This window comes from Actinosynnema sp. NPDC023794, from assembly GCF_040639675.1.
GTDB classification, from domain to species: domain Bacteria; phylum Actinomycetota; class Actinomycetes; order Mycobacteriales; family Pseudonocardiaceae; genus Actinosynnema; species Actinosynnema luteola.
The window spans coordinates 389,383-404,985 of record NZ_JBFAFR010000002.1 but is presented as its reverse complement, the minus strand read 5'-3'; the positions used below and the strand labels follow the sequence as shown (position 1 = coordinate 404,985).

17 protein-coding genes are annotated in these 15,603 nt (G+C 72.0%); 6 read left to right on the top strand and 11 right to left on the bottom strand.

Translation table 11 applies throughout. From position 1 onward, the window contains the following. Positions 1-45: 45 nt before the first annotated feature. From AB0H12_RS06460 to rimP, 5 genes are all read right to left on the bottom strand, one after another. Complete coding sequence (locus tag AB0H12_RS06460; RefSeq protein WP_230570286.1) at positions 46-342, bottom strand: DUF503 domain-containing protein; 297 nt, start codon at positions 340-342, stop codon at positions 46-48. A 72-nt stretch (positions 343-414) separates the two neighbouring features. After that, a complete protein-coding gene (infB, locus tag AB0H12_RS06455) occupies positions 415-3,519 on the bottom strand; it encodes a translation initiation factor IF-2 (protein ID WP_499621289.1) in 3,105 nt (1,034 codons plus the stop codon). Positions 3,520-3,607: 88 nt separating this feature from the next. Then, the gene (locus tag AB0H12_RS06450) at positions 3,608-4,033 is read right to left on the bottom strand and encodes a YlxR family protein (RefSeq protein WP_499621287.1); all 426 of its coding nucleotides are present in this window, start codon (positions 4,031-4,033) and stop codon (positions 3,608-3,610) included. After that, complete coding sequence (gene nusA, locus AB0H12_RS06445) at positions 3,975-4,997, bottom strand: transcription termination factor NusA (RefSeq protein WP_230570289.1); 1,023 nt, start codon at positions 4,995-4,997, stop codon at positions 3,975-3,977. Before nusA ends, AB0H12_RS06450 begins: the two co-directional genes overlap by 59 nt. After that, positions 4,994-5,536, bottom strand: a complete 543-nt coding sequence (rimP, locus tag AB0H12_RS06440) for a ribosome maturation factor RimP (RefSeq protein WP_499621286.1) — start codon at positions 5,534-5,536, stop codon at positions 4,994-4,996. Before rimP ends, nusA begins: the two co-directional genes overlap by 4 nt. Before the next feature lie 233 nt (positions 5,537-5,769). On the opposite strand from rimP, the gene AB0H12_RS06435 reads away from it, so the two are divergent. Further along, complete coding sequence (locus tag AB0H12_RS06435; protein ID WP_499621285.1) at positions 5,770-6,213, top strand: hypothetical protein; 444 nt, start codon at positions 5,770-5,772, stop codon at positions 6,211-6,213. A 37-nt stretch (positions 6,214-6,250) separates the two neighbouring features. Beyond that, positions 6,251-6,685 carry a ferritin-like domain-containing protein gene (locus tag AB0H12_RS06430; protein WP_499621283.1) on the top strand — a complete coding sequence of 145 codons (435 nt, stop codon included), beginning with the start codon at positions 6,251-6,253 and terminating at the stop codon, positions 6,683-6,685. Between the two features lie 152 nt (positions 6,686-6,837). Here the strand turns inward: AB0H12_RS06430 and AB0H12_RS06425 are convergent, their stop codons facing one another. The 4 genes from AB0H12_RS06425 to AB0H12_RS06410 are packed head-to-tail and all read right to left on the bottom strand — an operon-like array spanning position 6,838 to position 9,940. After that, complete coding sequence (locus AB0H12_RS06425) at positions 6,838-7,593, bottom strand: hypothetical protein (RefSeq protein ID WP_499621282.1); 756 nt, start codon at positions 7,591-7,593, stop codon at positions 6,838-6,840. A 25-nt stretch (positions 7,594-7,618) separates the two neighbouring features. Continuing rightward, positions 7,619-8,626 carry an aminotransferase class V-fold PLP-dependent enzyme gene (locus AB0H12_RS06420; protein ID WP_499621280.1) on the bottom strand — a complete coding sequence of 336 codons (1,008 nt, stop codon included), beginning with the start codon at positions 8,624-8,626 and terminating at the stop codon, positions 7,619-7,621. A 7-nt stretch (positions 8,627-8,633) separates the two neighbouring features. Next, on the bottom strand, positions 8,634-9,113 hold the full coding sequence (locus AB0H12_RS06415) for a DUF4442 domain-containing protein (RefSeq protein WP_499621279.1): 480 nt from the start codon (positions 9,111-9,113) through the stop codon (positions 8,634-8,636). A 41-nt stretch (positions 9,114-9,154) separates the two neighbouring features. After that, positions 9,155-9,940 carry an SDR family NAD(P)-dependent oxidoreductase gene (locus AB0H12_RS06410; RefSeq protein ID WP_499621278.1) on the bottom strand — a complete coding sequence of 262 codons (786 nt, stop codon included), beginning with the start codon at positions 9,938-9,940 and terminating at the stop codon, positions 9,155-9,157. Positions 9,941-9,989: 49 nt separating this feature from the next. On the opposite strand from AB0H12_RS06410, the gene AB0H12_RS06405 reads away from it, so the two are divergent. After that, the gene (locus AB0H12_RS06405; protein WP_499621277.1) at positions 9,990-10,397 is read left to right on the top strand and encodes a YjbQ family protein; all 408 of its coding nucleotides are present in this window, start codon (positions 9,990-9,992) and stop codon (positions 10,395-10,397) included. Here the strand turns inward: AB0H12_RS06405 and AB0H12_RS06400 are convergent. Next, positions 10,293-11,324: a YhgE/Pip domain-containing protein gene (locus AB0H12_RS06400; protein ID WP_499621275.1), complete on the bottom strand. Its 1,032-nt coding sequence runs from the start codon at positions 11,322-11,324 to the stop codon at positions 10,293-10,295. The genes AB0H12_RS06405 and AB0H12_RS06400 overlap by 105 nt on opposite strands. A gap of 126 nt (positions 11,325-11,450) precedes the next feature. Between AB0H12_RS06400 and AB0H12_RS06395 the strand changes: the two genes are divergently transcribed. The 3 genes from AB0H12_RS06395 to AB0H12_RS06385 are packed head-to-tail and all read left to right on the top strand — an operon-like array spanning position 11,451 to position 13,743. After that, on the top strand, positions 11,451-12,362 hold the full coding sequence (locus tag AB0H12_RS06395) for a DUF8017 domain-containing protein (protein WP_499621274.1): 912 nt from the start codon (positions 11,451-11,453) through the stop codon (positions 12,360-12,362). Then, entirely contained in the window at positions 12,359-13,060 is a 702-nt protein-coding gene (locus AB0H12_RS06390) for a DUF8017 domain-containing protein (protein ID WP_499621273.1), read from the top strand. Before AB0H12_RS06395 ends, AB0H12_RS06390 begins: the two co-directional genes overlap by 4 nt. After that, positions 13,057-13,743 (top strand): HAD family hydrolase, encoded by a 687-nt coding sequence (locus AB0H12_RS06385; RefSeq protein ID WP_499621271.1) that lies wholly within the window; start codon positions 13,057-13,059, stop codon positions 13,741-13,743. Before AB0H12_RS06390 ends, AB0H12_RS06385 begins: the two co-directional genes overlap by 4 nt. Positions 13,744-13,787: 44 nt before the next feature. Here AB0H12_RS06385 and AB0H12_RS06380 read toward each other — a convergent pair whose 3' ends face one another. Beyond that, positions 13,788-15,533, bottom strand: coding sequence for a proline--tRNA ligase (locus AB0H12_RS06380; RefSeq protein ID WP_499621270.1), 1,746 nt, complete (start codon positions 15,531-15,533; stop codon positions 13,788-13,790). Positions 15,534-15,603: the final 70 nt, after the last annotated feature.

Here is a 15,603-nt window from a genome sequence, read left to right as displayed (position 1 = left end):
CTCCCCTCCTGTCGTTGCGATTCGTCGCCTGCCCGGCGACGCTTGCTAGTCGTCCTCCGGCCCGACCAACCTGTGGCGGGCGGAGAGAAGTTCCAGTTCGGGCCGTCCGGCCACCAGCCGCTCGCAGGCGGCCATCACGTCCCTCACATGCTCGGCGTCGGCGGCGACGGCCGCCACTCCGATCAGGGCTCGGCGGTGCAGGTCCAGGTGGCCGGCCTCGGCGACCGACACCTCGAACCTGCGGCGCAGCTCGGCCACGACGGGCTTGACCACGGACCGCTTCTGCTTCAACGAGTGCACGTCTCCGAGCAGCACGTCCAACTCAAGGGCACCGACGAACACAGATGATCACCAAGGGGTGTTCAGAGGTGCGGGGCCGCCGGCTACGACGGCCCCGCACCTGGCTGAAGACGATCAGGCGCGCGGCTTCTCGCGCATCTCGAACGTCTCGATGATGTCGCCGACCTTCAGGTCGCTGTAGTTGCCGAGCGTCAGACCACACTCGAAGCCCTCGCGGACCTCGGTCGCGTCGTCCTTGAACCGGCGCAGCGAGCTGATCGGCAGGTTCTCCTGCACGACGTTGTTGTCGCGCAGCAGGCGGGCCCGGGCGTTGCGCCGGATCTCGCCCGACATCACGAGGCAACCCGCGATCGTGCCGACCTTGGAGGACTTGAAGACCTCGCGGACCTCCGCGCGTCCCAGCTGGACCTCTTCGTACTCCGGCTTGAGCATGCCCTTCAGGGCCTGCTCGATCTCGTCGATCGCCTGGTAGATCACCGTGTAGTAGCGGACGTCCACGCCCTCGCGGTTGGCGAGTTCGGTGGCCTTGCCCTCGGCCCGGACGTTGAAGCCCAGGACGATGGCGTTACCCGCGACGGCGAGGTTGATGTCGCCTTCGGTGATGCCACCGACGCCGCGGTGGATGACCCGCAGCTCGACGTCGTCGCCGACCTCGATCTTCATCAGCGCGTCCTCGAGGGCCTCGACGGTACCCGAGTTGTCGCCCTTGATGATCAAGGTGAGGGCGCTCGTCTCCTTCAACGCGGCGTCCAGGTCTTCCAGGCTGACGCGCTTGCGCTTCGCGGCGTTCATCGCGTTGCGGTTGCGGGCCTGGCGGCGCTCGGCGATCTGCCGGGCCACCCGGTCCTCCTCGACCACGAGGAACGTGTCGCCCGCGCCGGGCACCGAGGTGAGGCCGATGACCTGCACCGGACGCGACGGCGTCGCCACCGTGACGTCCGCGCCGTGCTCGTCGACCATGCGGCGCACGCGACCGTAGGCGGCGCCCGCCACGATCGAGTCACCCACGCGGAGCGAACCGCGCTGGACCAGCACCGTGGCCACCGGACCGCGACCGCGGTCCAGGTGCGCCTCGATGGCGACGCCCTGCGCCTCCATCTCCGGGTTGGCCCGCAGGTCGAGCGACGCGTCGGCGGTCAGCAGGATCGCTTCCAGCAGGCCGTCGATGTTGATGCCCTGCTTCGCCGAGATGTCGACGAACATGGTCTCGCCGCCGTACTCCTCGGCGACCAGCCCGTACTCGGTGAGCTGCTGGCGGATCTTGGCGGGGTTGGCCCCCTCCTTGTCGATCTTGTTCACCGCGACCACGATCGGCGCGTTGGCCGCCTGGGCGTGGTTGATCGCTTCCACCGTCTGCGGCATCACGCCGTCGTCGGCCGCCACCACGATGACCGCGATGTCGGTCGAGTTCGCACCACGAGCACGCATGGCGGTGAACGCCTCGTGACCCGGGGTGTCGATGAACGTGATCAGGCGCTCGTTGCCCTCGAGCTCCGTGTTCACCTGGTAGGCGCCGATGTGCTGGGTGATGCCACCCGCCTCGCCCTCGGCCACCTTCGCCGTGCGGATGGTGTCCAACAGGCGCGTCTTGCCGTGGTCGACGTGACCCATGACGGTCACGACCGGCGGACGGATCTGGAGGTCCTCCTCGCCGCCGGCGTCGTCGCCGTAGGTGATGTCGAACGTCTCCAGCAGCTCGCGGTCCTCCTCCTCGGGGGACACGACCTGCACGTTGTAGTTCATCTCGGAGCCGAGCAGCTCCAGGATCTCGTCGGAGACGGACTGCGTCGCGGTGACCATCTCGCCGAGGTGGAACAGCACCTGCACCAGCGAAGCCGGGTTGGCGTTGATCTTGTCGGCGAAGTCGGTCAGCGAGGCGCCACGCGGCAGGCGGATCGTCTCGCCGCTGCCCTTGGGCAGGCGGACGCCACCGACCGACGGCGCCTGCATGTTGTCCATGTACTCCTGGCGCTTCTGCCGCTTCGACTTGCGGCCACGACGCGCCGGACCACCGGGACGGCCGAAGGCGCCCGCGGCGCCGCCGCGACCACCGGGACCGCCACCACCGGGACGACCGCGGAAACCGCCGCCACCACCGGCCGGTGCGCCACCGCCACCGCCGCCGCCACCGCCGGGGCGGAAGCCACCGCCGCCGCCACCGCCGCCACCGGGACGGAAGCCGCCACCGGCGCCACCGCCGCCGCCACCGGGGCGGAAGCCGCCACCGGCGCCGCCACCGCCACCGGGACGACCGCCGCCGCCACCAGGACCGCGGCCACCGCCGCCGCCACCAGGACCGCCGGGGCCACGACCGCCGCCACCGCCACCGCCACCGGGGCGGGGCGCGGGACGACCGGGCATCATGCCCGGGTTCGGCCGAGGCGGCATGTTGCCGGGGTTGGGCCGGGGACCGCCGGGACCGCCACCGGAGCCACCCGGACGGGGGCCTGCCGGACGCGAGTCACCGGGCTTGGGGCCGGACGGACGCTCGCCGCCACCCGGCGTGGCCGGGCGCGGGGCCTGCGGACGCGGCGCCGGAGCGCCACCGCCCACGCCGAACGGGTTGTTGCCCGGACGCGGGGGCCGCGGGCCGGCGGGCTTGGGGGCCTGCGGGCGCGGCGGGACCACGGACGGGGTGTTCTGCGCCGCGGCGGGCTGCTGCTGCGGTGCGCGAGGGCCGGGACGAGGGCCGGGGCCACTGGTCCGCGGCGCCTGCTGGGGCGCCTGCTGGGGCCGCTGGGGCTGCTGCGGCTGCGCCGCGGGCGCGGCGGCCGGCTGCTGCTTGGGCGGCTGGACGGGCGTCGGAGCCGCTGCCGCCGCCGGGGCCGGGGCCTCGGGCTGCGCGGCGGGCGCCGGAGCCGCGGGCGCCGGAGCGGCGGGCTTGGCCACCGGCTTGGGCGCCATCGGCTTGGGGCCGGGCACCGGACGCGGACCCGGCTTGCCGGCGGGCGCCGGCGGACGCGGGGTCGTCTCGCTCTTGGTCTCGCCCGAGGCCGCGCTCGTCGGCGCGGGCTTCGGCGGCGCCGGACGGGCGCCTGCGGGCTTGGGCTTGGACTCGCCCTTGGCGTAGGCGTCACGGAGCCGTCGGGCCACGGGGGCCTCGACGGTGCTGGACGCGGACTTCACGTACTCGCCCTGATCGGCGAGCTTGGTGAGTAGTTCTTTACTCGTGACTCCGAGCTCTTTGGCGAGCTCGTGCACGCGGGCCTTACCTGCCACTGCACTCCTCTGTGAGGGAGGCCGGCGGGCAAGTCCCGTCGACCTCGTCTTAACGTCGCGCGTTCATGTCTTCAGCTTCACGGCTGACTCATGACGGGTCGACCTGCTTCCTTGCTTCCTGCTGGTCACGGGGCGATCCCGCGACCTCCTGCCCACACTGCTCGAGATGACCGCGCACGCGTTCCACGTCGAGCGGACCCTGGACCCGGAAGGCCCTGGAGAACGCCCGTCGCTTCTCGGCGTTGCGGAGGCAGTCCGGATCGGGGTGCAGCCATGCTCCCCTACCGGGCAACCGTCGACGTGTGTCCGGGACCACAGCCCCGTCCACGACCACCACGCGCAGCAGCTCGGAGGGCAACGTCCGAGCGCGGCATCCGATGCACGTACGAACCGGGCCGATGTGCGTGAGATCCGATCCCCGACGTTGAACCACTGAGAAGTCTATCCCCTGTTGCCTATTCAGCCGAACCGGATGCCGATGCGCCCGCCGGAGCGGACCCGCCGGCCTCCGCATCACTGCGGATGTCGATGCGCCAGCCGGTGAGCCGGGCGGCCAGCCGGGCGTTCTGCCCCTCCTTGCCGATGGCGAGGGAGAGCTGGAAGTCCGGGACCACGACCCGTGCCGTCTTGGCGCGCTCGTCGAGCACCCTGACCGAGACAACCTTCGCCGGTGACAAGGCATTCCCGACGAACGTGGCCGGGTCGTCCGAGTGGTCGATGATGTCGATCTTCTCACCGGCCAGCTCGCTCATCACGTTGCGCACCCGGGCGCCCATCGGCCCGATGCACGCGCCCTTGGCGTTGACGCCGGGGACGGTGGTGCGGACCGCGATCTTCGAACGGTGACCTGCCTCACGTGCCACCGCGGGGATCTCCACGGTGCCGTCGGCGATCTCGGGCACCTCGAGCGCGAACAGCCTGCGCACCAGGTTCGGGTGCGTGCGCGAAAGGGTGATCTGCGGGCCCCGTGAGCCGCGGGACACGCCCACGACGTAGCACTTGAGCCGCGAGCCGTGCTCGTAGGACTCGCCGGGCACCTGCTCGGCGGGCGGCAGCACGCCCTCGGTGTCGCCGACCTGGACGACGACCATGCCGCGGGCGTTGGCGCGGGCGTCGCGCTGCACCACCCCGGCGATGATCTCGCCCTCCTTTGCGGAGAACTCGCCGAACGTCCGCTCGTGCTCGGCGTCGCGCAGGCGCTGGAGGATGACCTGGCGGGCGGTGGTGGCGGCGATGCGGCCGAACCCCTCGGGGGTGTCGTCCCACTCCTCGGCCACGGTGCCGTCCGGGTTCAGCTCCTGCGCGAGCACGCGCACCGCGCCGCTCTTGCGGTCGATCTCGACGCGGGAGTGCGCGTGGTGGCCCTCGGTGTGCTTGTAGGCGGTCAGCAGGGCTGTCTCGATGGCTTCGAGAACGGTGTCGAAGGGGATGTCCTTGTCCCGTTCGATCGCCCTGAGAGCGGCGATGTCGACGTTCACTCCGACTCCTCCTTCGGGTGCTTGCCTTCGAGGAGCGCGAGCTCGTCGACCGGCGGCTGCTTGAACTCGACTTCGACGACGGCGCGCTCGATCGTCCGGTACTCGACGCGGCGCAGCTCGCCCTTGACCAGCAGCACGACGCCGGTGTCGTCGGCATCGCCGACCCGGCCGAAGAACTCGACCGGCTCCGGCTCCTTGGCAGGAGCCTGCGGCTTGACCTTCACCAGGCGCAGCCGGTTGCGCTTCCAGTGGCGAGGCTTGGTGAGCGGGCGGTCCGCGCCGGGCGAGGTGACCTCGAGCGTGTACGGCCCGGCGATAAGGTGCTCGTTGGCGTCGAGGGCGGCGGAGACGGCGCGGCTGGCCTGCGCCACCTCGTCCAACCCGATCCCGTCGTCGCCGTCCACGACCACCTTGACCAGCCTGCGACGCCCAGCCTGGTTCACGTCGAGCAGCTCGAGGTCGAAGCCGATCGCTTCGACCGCCTCCCGCACGACGGGTGTTAGCTGCGCGGCGAGTTCTCCGCGCGGCGGGCTGGACATGTGGTGACTCCAGGTTCTGTTCGAGTGCAGAGGGCACGGCAACCCCGGCCGACGCTGCACTTCGCCGGCCGTGGTCGCCCAGACTATCTCGTTCGGCGGCCTCCCACGTGCCGCGGGCGAAGGCGGCGGCGCGTGGGGAGGGATCCCGGAGGGATGAGCGGCGGTGGGTGGGGCGGCGGTGGGTGGTGCGGGCGATGTGGTGGGGAGGCGTGGCTCTGGCAGGATCGGAACACGTGATCGGAAGAACGGCGTTCAGCAGGCGCGCGGTGCTGCTGGCGACGGCGACGGCGCCGTTGGCAGTCGCGTGCACCACACCCCCTCCTCCTCCGCCGCCACCGGACCCGCTGGCGGAGTTGGTGAAGGCGGCGCTGTCGGACGCCGCGCTCGCCGCGGCGGTCGGAGCGCCTGAGACCGCCGCGGCGCGGACCGAGCACGCGACGCGGTTGCAGGCGGAGGTCGACCGGGCGACGCCGCGGGTGCCGGGGTCGTCGGTGGCGCCGACGACGTCGGCTTCGGTGGCGCCCCAGGCGGGGGCGACGCGGGAGGCGTTGGCGCCGGCGTTGCAGGCGGCGCAGAAGCAGGCGGGTGAGCTGGTGGTGAAGGTGGAGTCGCACCGGGTGGGGTTGGTCGCCTCGGTGGCGGCGGGGTGCGCCAGCTTGGTGGAGGCGCTGTCGTGAGCGGTGGGGGCGCTGTCACGAGTGGTGGGGGTTTGTCGTGAGTGTGGATGCGGTGCAGGACGCGTTGGCGGCGGAGCACGCGGCGGTGTGGACGTACGGGCTGGTCAGCGCGTTCATCTCGGTGCCCCAGCAGTCGGCGGCGGTGGCGGACGGGGCGAACGCGCACCGGGCGCGGCGGGATGTGACGGAGCGGTGGTTGCGCGATGCCGGCGCGACGCCCAGGCCTCCGGCGGCGGCGTACCTGCCGCCTCAGCCGGTGGACAGCGCGGCGTCGGCGATCGCGGCGTTGATCACGGTGGAGACGGATGCGTGCGTGGCTTGGCGCGGGGTGTTGGAGCGGACCGGTGACGGGGCGTTGCGGACGTCGGCGTTGGACGCGTTGACGGTGTCGGCGGTGCGGGCGACGCGGTGGAGGAAGGTGGCGGGGGTGACGCCGGCGTCGATCGCGTTTCCCGGGGCGGGGGTTGGGTGAGGGCTGCCAGGGCGGCGGGGTCCAAGAGCCCTGATCGGGGTCCGAGAGCTTGAGGATCAAGTTGACACGCGCGGTAGGGCGGGGCCAGGTCGGCGGGACGACACGAAGCCCTCCTTTGGGGAAGGGCGAGCGTGGCGGGGCGGCGGGGTGGGTCAGGCGTTGAGGTCGGCGGCGAGGCGGAAGGCGTCGTTGCTGATCCGCTTCATCAGCTGGTTGTGAGCGGTCTCGTCGGGGCCGTGTTTGACGGAGTCCGATTCGATGATGATCACGTCGCGGTCTTGGAGGCGGGCGGCGAAGCCGCCGTTGGCCAGGGTGGTCAGGTTCGGGACGCGGACTGCGCCGTCCTTGACCAGGTCGTTGACGTTGCCGGTGCCGTCGCGGGTGGTCAGGTCCTTCAGGGTGGCGGCGTCCTCGGTCGTCTTCATCCGCACGATTGACACGGACGTGTAGACCGTCACCCCGTCAGGGGTGGTCGTCGTGTACAGGCCGCGGGTGAGTTGTTGGCACGGCGTGTTGGTCAGGAACGTCTTGGTCTGCCCGTACGCGTGCGCCGCGCAGTCGCTGTCCTTCAAGGGCTCGGGGACGTCGGACGACGCGGCGAAGGAGAACTCGCCCGACGGCGCGGACGTGGTGGCGGGGGTGCCGGTCGGGGTGTTCTTCGGCATCACGACCAGCCACACCAGGCCGGACACCACCGCCACGCCGAGCAGGCCCAGGCCCTTGAGCACCATCCCGCGACGCGGGTGCGCTGTGGGAGCGGCGGGCTCGCGGCGTGGCGGGGGCGGAGGTGAGCTCAGCAGCGAGTCCAACTGCCCGATCTCCGACCGCCACAGCGGGGCGGTGTCCGACGGTCGGATGGGCGGGATCCGCTGCGTCACCTCTTCGGGTGATTCGGGAGGAACCGACACAAAGACCCACGGTAACGGAAGAGGGTCAGGCGAGCGCTGTGAGCACCTGATCGACATCCTCGACGGTGTTGTAGAGGTGGAAGGCCAGGCGGACGCGGCCGGCTCGGACGCTGGACCGCACGCCGGCCGCCGCGAGTCGGTCGGCGGCGTCGGGGAGGTCGAGGGAGACGATCGCCGTTCCCCGTGGCGGCAGGTCGAGGCCGGTGAGCAGGGCGTCGGCCAGGGCCACGTTGTGGTCGCGGACCGCCCCCTGGTCCAGCGAGGCGAGGAGGGGCAGGGAGACGGCGGCGCCGAACTGGGACAGCAGGACCGGGGAGAGGTCGAGTCGGCGGGCGTCGGGGGCGAGGCGGAGCGGAAGGCCGTAGACCGTGCTCCAGGGGTCGTCGCCGGCGTACCAGTTGGCCGCCACGGGCACCGTGCGCTCCAGGGCCGCAGGAGAGCACGCCAGCCAGGCGCAGCCGCGTGGCGCCATCAGGAACTTGTAACCGACGGCCACGACCCAGTCGGCCCACCCCAGGTCGAGCGGTAGCCAGCCGATCGCCTGGGACGCGTCCAGCAGGACCGGCACGCCGGTCGCGCGCAGGCCGTCCAGGTCGACGATGCGCCCGTCGGCGGACTGGACGACGCTGACCGCGACGAGGTCGTGCGCGCCGGCGTGGGCGACGATCTCGTCGAGATCGACTTCGGTGACCCGCAAGCCGCGGGCGGCGAAGGGGAACGTCAGGCTGGTGAACTCGCCGCGCGCGACGAGGACCGAGGCGTCGGCCGGCAGTCCGGCGGCGACGAGGGACACGAGTTGGGAGCCCGACGCGCCCATCGCGACGCGCTCGGACGGCACGCCGACGAGGTGGCCGAACGCCCTGCGCGCCGTCGTCACGTGCTCGTCGACCGCGCCCGGGCCGTCCGCGCCGGCCGACCACCGGCGCACGGCGTCCGCGACGGCCGTGGCGGCGGGGGCGGGCGGGACGCCGATGCTGGCGGTGTTCAGGTAGCCGAGGGGTACGTCGAAGGTCGTGCCGAAGGCTGAGCGCATGGGGTGATCACACGTTCTCGGTGACCCCGTCGTCCACCGATTTGCGGTTCTTGCGGCGGGCGTAGACCTGCTTGCGGGTGCGGGCGACCACCTCGCCCGCGGAGTCCACGACGTCGGTGGAGAACCACAGCAGGGCCTTGCTGTCGGCGGCGGCGCGGGTGCGCAGCTCGTCGAGGTGCTCGTCGGTCAGGTGGAACTCGGCGTGGACGGTGCCGCGGCCCGGCTTGACGAACTCGATCTCGCCCGCCCGGTCCCACACCAGGTGCTCGCGGCCGAGGTGGTGCAGCACCAGCAGCATCCAGAACGGGTCGGTCATCGCGAACAGCGAGCCGCCGAAGTGCGTGCCCACGTAGTTGCGGTTCCACCAGTGCATCCGCATCCGGACCTTGGCGTGGCGGTAGTCGTCGGACAGCTCGACCACGCGGATGCCGGCGAACAGGAACGGTGGCCACAGGTTCATGCCGCGGCGCAGTCGCGATGCTTTCACGGCACCTATGTTACCAGCGGGTAATAGCCCGTCGGGTGGAATCAGTGCAGGGTGATGACGTTCTTCGTCACCTTCGCGGCGGCGTCCGAGCAGAGGAACGCGACCACGTCGGCCACGTCCTCGGGTTGGGAGACGTCGTGCTCGGCGCGCACCGCGTCGTTGACCCAGCCGGTGTCGGTGACGCCCGGTTTGACGACGTTGGACGTGATGCCGTGCGGCCAGAGCTCGGCCGCCGCGGACATGGCGTAGTTGTCCAGCGCCGCCTTCGCCGCGCCGTAGGACACCTCGCTGGGGAAGCCGAGCGGGCCGCCGGAGGTCAGGCCGACGATGCGGCCCCAGTTGCCGCCGCGGGCGATGTGCCGGCGGGCGAACTCGGCGATCAGGAGCGCGCCTGCGCGGGCGTCCACGGCGAACTGCGCGTCGAACGTCTGGGGCGTGACGGCCTGGAGGACGCGGCCGAACTGGTCGGTCTCGACGGCCAGGAACGTGTCCTGCACCCAGCTGGAGGCGTTGTTGACCAGGATGTCGACCGGTCCGAAGACCCTCTCCGCGGTGTCGAAGAGCGTGGCGGGCGCGAGTGGGTCGGTCAGGTCGACCTCCAGCGCGTGCGCCTTGCCGCCGGCCTCGGTGATGGCGGCGACCACGTCGGCCGCGTCCGACTCGCGGGCGGTGAAGTACTCGCGCGGCAGGCTCGGGTCCGGCGCGGGCGCGAAGCGCAGGAACGAGATGAGGACGTTGACGCCCCGGGCGGCGAGCGCCTTGGCGGTCGCCGCCCCGATGCCCTGGTTGGCCCCGGTGACGATCGCGGTGTGGATCACGTGGGGCATCGTGCCTGATCGGGCGGCGGTGGCGCACCGCGATTTAAGCTCTGGAGGCATGCGCAGCGAAGAGATCGAGATCCGCACCGGCTCGGCCGAGGTCGTCCACGACCTGACCCGCGCCTGCGAGGACTTCCTGGCCGACGTGGACGGCGACGGCCTGCTGCACGTCTGGGTGCCGCACGCGACCGCGGGCCTGGCGGTGCTGGAGACCGGCGCGGGCAGCGACGACGACCTGCTGACCGCGTTGCGCGAGCTGCTGCCCGCCGACGGGCGGTGGCGGCACCGCCACGGGTCGCCCGGTCACGGCCGTGACCACGTGCTCCCCGCGCTCGTGCCGCCCTACGCGACGATCCCGGTGCTAGGCGGTGTGCTGGCGCTCGGCACCTGGCAGTCGGTCTGCCTCGTCGACACCAACGTCGACAACCCCGTCCGCAAGGTCCGGCTGAGCTTTCTGGCCGGGTAGCAGCAGGACGAGCAGCCCCGCGGCGGCCAGCCCCACGAACACCCAGACCTGGGCGGTGTCGAGCGACCCGCCGTGCAGCAGGGCGCGCACGCCCTCGGTGGAGAAGCGGAACGGGGTCCAGGACCACAGCAGGGCGCGGTAGACGGGGTCGATCAGCTCCGGCACCTGACCGGCGACGGCGGGCGCGATCAGGTACAGCGGGCCGAGCAGGGCCATCGCGCGGATGCCGAGCAGCCTCAGCAGCGCACCCTGGACCAGCGCGAACGCCGCGCCGACCAGGGCGAGGTAGCCGAGCACGGTGGTGGTGAGGGGCAGGGACGAGTCCCACAGGGCGAAGAGGCCCGCGACCACGGCCACGCCGAGAACGGTCGTGGTGGCGATGCCCGTGAGCCGGCCGACCAGGGTCGGCTTGCGGGCCAGCACCGTGAACGCCGCGGCGGCGATCAGACCGGCGATCCACAGCAGCGCGCTCGCGGCCAACGGCGCCGTGCGACCGGCGGCGGACGCCGGGTCGAGCGTGACGACCTTCGCCTCCATCCCGGCACCTCGGACGACGCCGCCGAGCACCTGCTGGGCGACCTGCGTGCCGGACGGGTTCACCGCGCCGGACAGCAGCACGGTCGCGCCGTCGGGCGCGAGTTCGAGCACTCCGTATACCTCTTGGCGGGACAGCAGCTCCCGCGCGTCCTCCGGCGTGGTCACCCGCCACGAGACTTCCGCCACGTCGCTGCCGGCCACCTTGTCGGCGACACCGCGCAGCGGCGGTGGCGCGTCGGCGCCGACGGCGACCGCTAGCGGCACGGCGTCGGGGTGGACCGTCGCTTGGACCCCGAACGTCAGCAGGCCCAGCACGAGCGCGATCAACGCGCCCACGACGGCGGTGGCCACCGCGATGACCGACGGCGGCCGGTCGTGCAGTGCGGCCATGGTGCCTCCCAGGTAGTTCATCAAGTGTTGAATTAGAGCCTACGACCGGCCGCCCACGGAAGTCAACGTGCGCTGAATTGATCGGAGCGGTCCGGGCCGCGAGCGGCACCGGGTACGGTTTGGGCCGTGACTTACCCAGGTGACGGGCAGTCCGGCTGGGGCGGCCAGCCCAACCAGGGCGATTGGGGCCGGCAGGACCAGGGCTACCCGCAGCAGGTCTTCCCGCAGAACTACGGCGGCTCGTACGGCGGTCTCGGCGTCTTCTCCGGCGGTGAGGAACCCCCGCCCGAGAAGAAGAGCAAGGCCAAGCTGTGGCTCGTGATCGGGGCGGTCGTCGTCGTGCTGGTCGGCGGCGGCGTGACCGCGTTCGTGCTGACCAGGCCGGACGACACGCCGCCGGTCGCGCAGAACACCACGACGAGCAGCACGTCGACGACCACGACCACGAAGACCACGCCGTCGACCCCGCCGAACTCCACCTGCGAGCCCGTCAAGCAGGGCTGGAACTGCCTGCCGGTGACCGCCCTGTCGTACAGCTACGACGTGCCCAAGGGCTGGTCGCCCTCGCCGGGCAGCGCGCCGGTCGAGGCCATGCCGGACGTGAAGCTGACCGGCCTCACCGTCAACGGCGCGTACGACTGCGGCGGCAAGGGCTTCACCCGCGGCGGCGCGGGCGGTGTCGTGGTGCCTCAGACCGACCTCACCGCGGTGGCCAAGGACTTCGCCCAGAAGCTCGCCACGCAGTACTACAAGTCCGCGCCGAAGTCCGAGGTCAAGCTGGGTGAGCCGAAGCCGGTGAAGCTGCCGAGCCCGCTGGGCGACATCGAGGGCGTGCAGGTCGACGCGACCGCCACCACGTCCGGCGACGAGTGCCTGGCCACCAAGGGCATGGTCAAGGTCCTGGTCCTCAAGGGGGACAAGGGCTTCCACGTGTTCATGGCGAACGGCGACCTCGAAGGCGGCCCGGCCGAGCCGAAGTCGCCGGCCGAGGCCGATCTGCAGGGCATGGTCGACTCCGTGAAGCCGCTGAGCCGGTGAGCTACTCCGGACTGGGCGTCTACCAGCAGCAACCGCCGAAGCGGCCGAGCCGCGCGCCGCTGTGGATCGCGCTGGGCGTGGTCGCGTTGCTCGTCGTCGGCGGCGGCGTCACGGCGATCGTGGTGCTCGACTCCGGCGACGGTCAGGCGGCGCGGCCCACCTCGACGTCGACCACGTCGACCACCGCCGAGCCGGACTGGCAGGCGGTGGACGACGAGAAGGCGGGCCTGTCCTACGAGCTGCCGCCGTCCTGGGAGTCCAGCGGCGCCGGCTCGTCCGGGCGGGTCAAGCTGAGCACGACGTACGTGTCGCGGCCGTTCCAGTGCCAGGGCCGCAGCATGATCCAGGCGCAGGCGATGGCCGGTTCGGTCGTCCACGACGACCCGGAGCAGGTCGCCACCGAGCTGGTGAACCGGATCGCCGCCGGCGGGTACACGGTGAACGACGCGCCGCCCGAGATCGGCGAGCCGCGCGTCGAGTCCGGTGACGACGGGGTGGTCCGGCTCAGCGTCGAGGTGACGCCCCAGTCCGCCAGCGCCTGCTACGCGCCCAGGGCCACGGTCAGCGCGGTCGCCGTGCGCAACGGGTCCGAGGTGGCGGTGTTCGCGCTCAACGTCGCCGAGGGCGGGCCGCACGTGGCCGAAGGACCCTCGGACGAGGACGTGAAGCGCATCCTGGACAGCGTGCGGCTGCCGTGAACACGCTGGTGCTGTGGGACATCGACCTGACGTTGATCGACGCCAGGGGCCTCGGGCACGAGTGGTACCGCACCGCGTTCCGCGCGACGTCGGGCCTCGACCTCGTGCACGTGCCCAGCTTCCCCGGCCGCACCGAGCGCGCCATCACGCGTGAGCTGCTGACGGCGCACGACCTGGAGCCGACCGAGGAACTGGTGGCCCGGCTGCACGCCGAGCTGATCGACGTGGCCACGCGGGAACGCGACCTGCTGCCGGCCCGCGGGCACGCGCTCCCGGGCGCCTTGGCCGCGCTGAAGGCATTGGCGGCGAGGGAGGACGTCGTGCAGTCGCTGGTCACCGGGAACCTCGTGGAGATCGCCCGGCACAAGCTGGCGGCGTTCGGGCTCGACGAGCACCTGGACTTCGAGATCGGCGGCTACGGCTCGGTGTCCGAGCACCGGCCCGCGCTGGTGCTGGAGGCGGTGCGGCTGGCCACGGCCAAGCACGCCCGCGAGTTCCGGTCCGTGGTCATCGGAGACACACCGCACGACGTGGACGCCGCGCTGCACCACGGCGCCGTCGCCATCGGCGTGGCGACGGGCCGCAGTGGCGTCGCGGAACTGCGGGAAGCCGGCGCGCACGTCGTGCTGGACGACCTGTCCGACACGGCGGCCGTGCTGGCAGCGGTGCTGACCCGGTCCTAGAGTCCGGGCAGGTCCTCGTTCGACCTGCCCGGACGGGGCTGCGCTCAGCCCTTGACGACGTTCACCAGGTGCTGGACCGCGTCGCCGACCGGCACCTCTTCGCGCTCGCCCGTGCGGCGGTCCTTGACCTCGACCAGGCCGTTCGCCAGGCCGCGGCCCACCACCAGGATCGTCGGCACGCCGATCAGCTCGGCGTCGGCGAACTTCACGCCCGGGCTCGCCTTGCGGTCGTCCAGCAGCACCGTGAGGCCCGCCGCGGACAGCTCGCCCGCCAGCTTCTCGCCGCCCGCGAGCAGCGTCTCGTCCTTGCCCGCGACGACCACGTGCACGTCGGCGGGCGCGACGTTGCGCGGCCAGATCAGGCCGCGGTCGTCGTGGCTCTGCTCGGCGATCACGGCGACCAGGCGGGACACGCCGATGCCGTACGAGCCCATGGTGATCCGGATCGGCTTGCTGTCCGGACCGAGCGCGTCCAGCGCGAACGCGTCCGCGTACTTGCGGCCGAGCTGGAAGATGTGCCCGATCTCGATGCCGCGCGCGGCGACCAGCAGGCCCTTGCCGTCGGGCGACGCGTCGCCCTCGCGGACCTCGGCCACGTCGATCGTGCCGTCGGGGGTGAAGTCGCGGCCGACGACCAGGTCGACCACGTGGTGGTCGGCCTTGTCCGCGCCGGTCACCCACGCCGTGCCGCGCACCACGCGCGGGTCGACGAGGTACTTCACGCCGTTGTCCTGGATCGCCGCCGGGCCGATGTAGCCCTTGACCAGGAAGGAGTTGCGGGCGAAGTCCGCCTCCTCCAGCATCGCCACCTCGGCGGGCTCGACCGCCGCCTCCAGGCGCTTGACGTCGACGTCGCGGTCGCCGGGCAGGCCGATGGCCAGCAGCGACCAGTCCTCCTCGCCGGGCGCGCGCGTCTTCACCAGGACGTTCTTCAGGGTGTCCGCGGCGGTGAAGGTGCGGTCGGTGTTGGCGTTGAGGAAGTCGACCAGCGTCTTGATCGTCGGCGTGTTCGGCGTGTGGTGCACCTGCGCCGCGGGGTGCGCCGCCGGGTCCTGCTCGGGGGGCGCGGGCGTGACGACGGCTTCCACGTTCGCCGCGTAGTCCGACTCCGTGCTGCGGACGAAGGTGTCCTCGCCGGTCGGCGCGACCGCGAGGAACTCCTCCGACGCCGAGCCGCCCATCGCGCCCGACGTGGCGGAGACGATCACGTACTCCAGGCCGAGCCGTTCGAAGATGCGGACGTAGGCCTCGCGGTGCTGCTGGTAGGACTGCGCCAGCCCTTCGTCGGCGAGGTCGAAGGAGTAGGAGTCCTTCATCAGGAACTCGCGACCGCGCAGGATGCCCGCGCGGGGACGCGCCTCGTCCCGGTACTTGGTCTGGATCTGGTAGAGCGTGACCGGGTAGTCCTTGTACGAGGAGTACTCGCCCTTCACGGTGAGCGCGAACAGCTCCTCGTGGGTGGGGCCGAGCAGGTAGTCGGCGCCCTTGCGGTCCTTGAGGCGGAAGAGGTTGGGCCCGTACTCGGTCCACCGGTTCGTCGCCTCGTAGGGCTCCTTCGGCAGCAGCGCGGGGAATTGGATCTCCTGCGCGCCGAAGGCGTCCATCTCCTCGCGCACGACCTGCTCGATGTTCCGCAGCACCCGCAGCCCCAGCGGCAGCCACGAGTAACCGCCCGGCGCGACGCGGCGCACGTAGCCGGCGCGGACCAGCAGCTTGTGGCTGGGTACTTCGGCGTCGGCCGGGTCCTCGCGCAGGGTGCGCAGGAACAGCGACGACATCCTCGTGATCACGGTGGGTGCTCCTCGTGGGCGGGTTGTCCGGGAAAGGGTAGTGAACGTGCCCTGATCAGTTCCAACGGGT

Excerpts from the sequence above, each read along its gene's own strand:
- AB0H12_RS06405 (WP_499621277.1), top strand. The coding sequence starts at position 9,990 with ATGCGCAGCGAAGAGATCGAGATCCGCACCGGCTCGGCCGAGGTCGTC.
- rimP (WP_499621286.1), bottom strand. The coding sequence starts at position 5,536 with ATGTCCAGCCCGCCGCGCGGAGAACTCGCCGCGCAGCTAACACCCGTC.
- AB0H12_RS06410 (WP_499621278.1), bottom strand. The coding sequence starts at position 9,940 with ATGCCCCACGTGATCCACACCGCGATCGTCACCGGGGCCAACCAGGGC.
- AB0H12_RS06420 (WP_499621280.1), bottom strand. The coding sequence starts at position 8,626 with ATGCGCTCAGCCTTCGGCACGACCTTCGACGTACCCCTCGGCTACCTG.
- AB0H12_RS06450 (WP_499621287.1), bottom strand. The coding sequence starts at position 4,033 with ATGCGGAGGCCGGCGGGTCCGCTCCGGCGGGCGCATCGGCATCCGGTT.
- AB0H12_RS06400 (WP_499621275.1), bottom strand. The coding sequence starts at position 11,324 with ATGGCCGCACTGCACGACCGGCCGCCGTCGGTCATCGCGGTGGCCACC.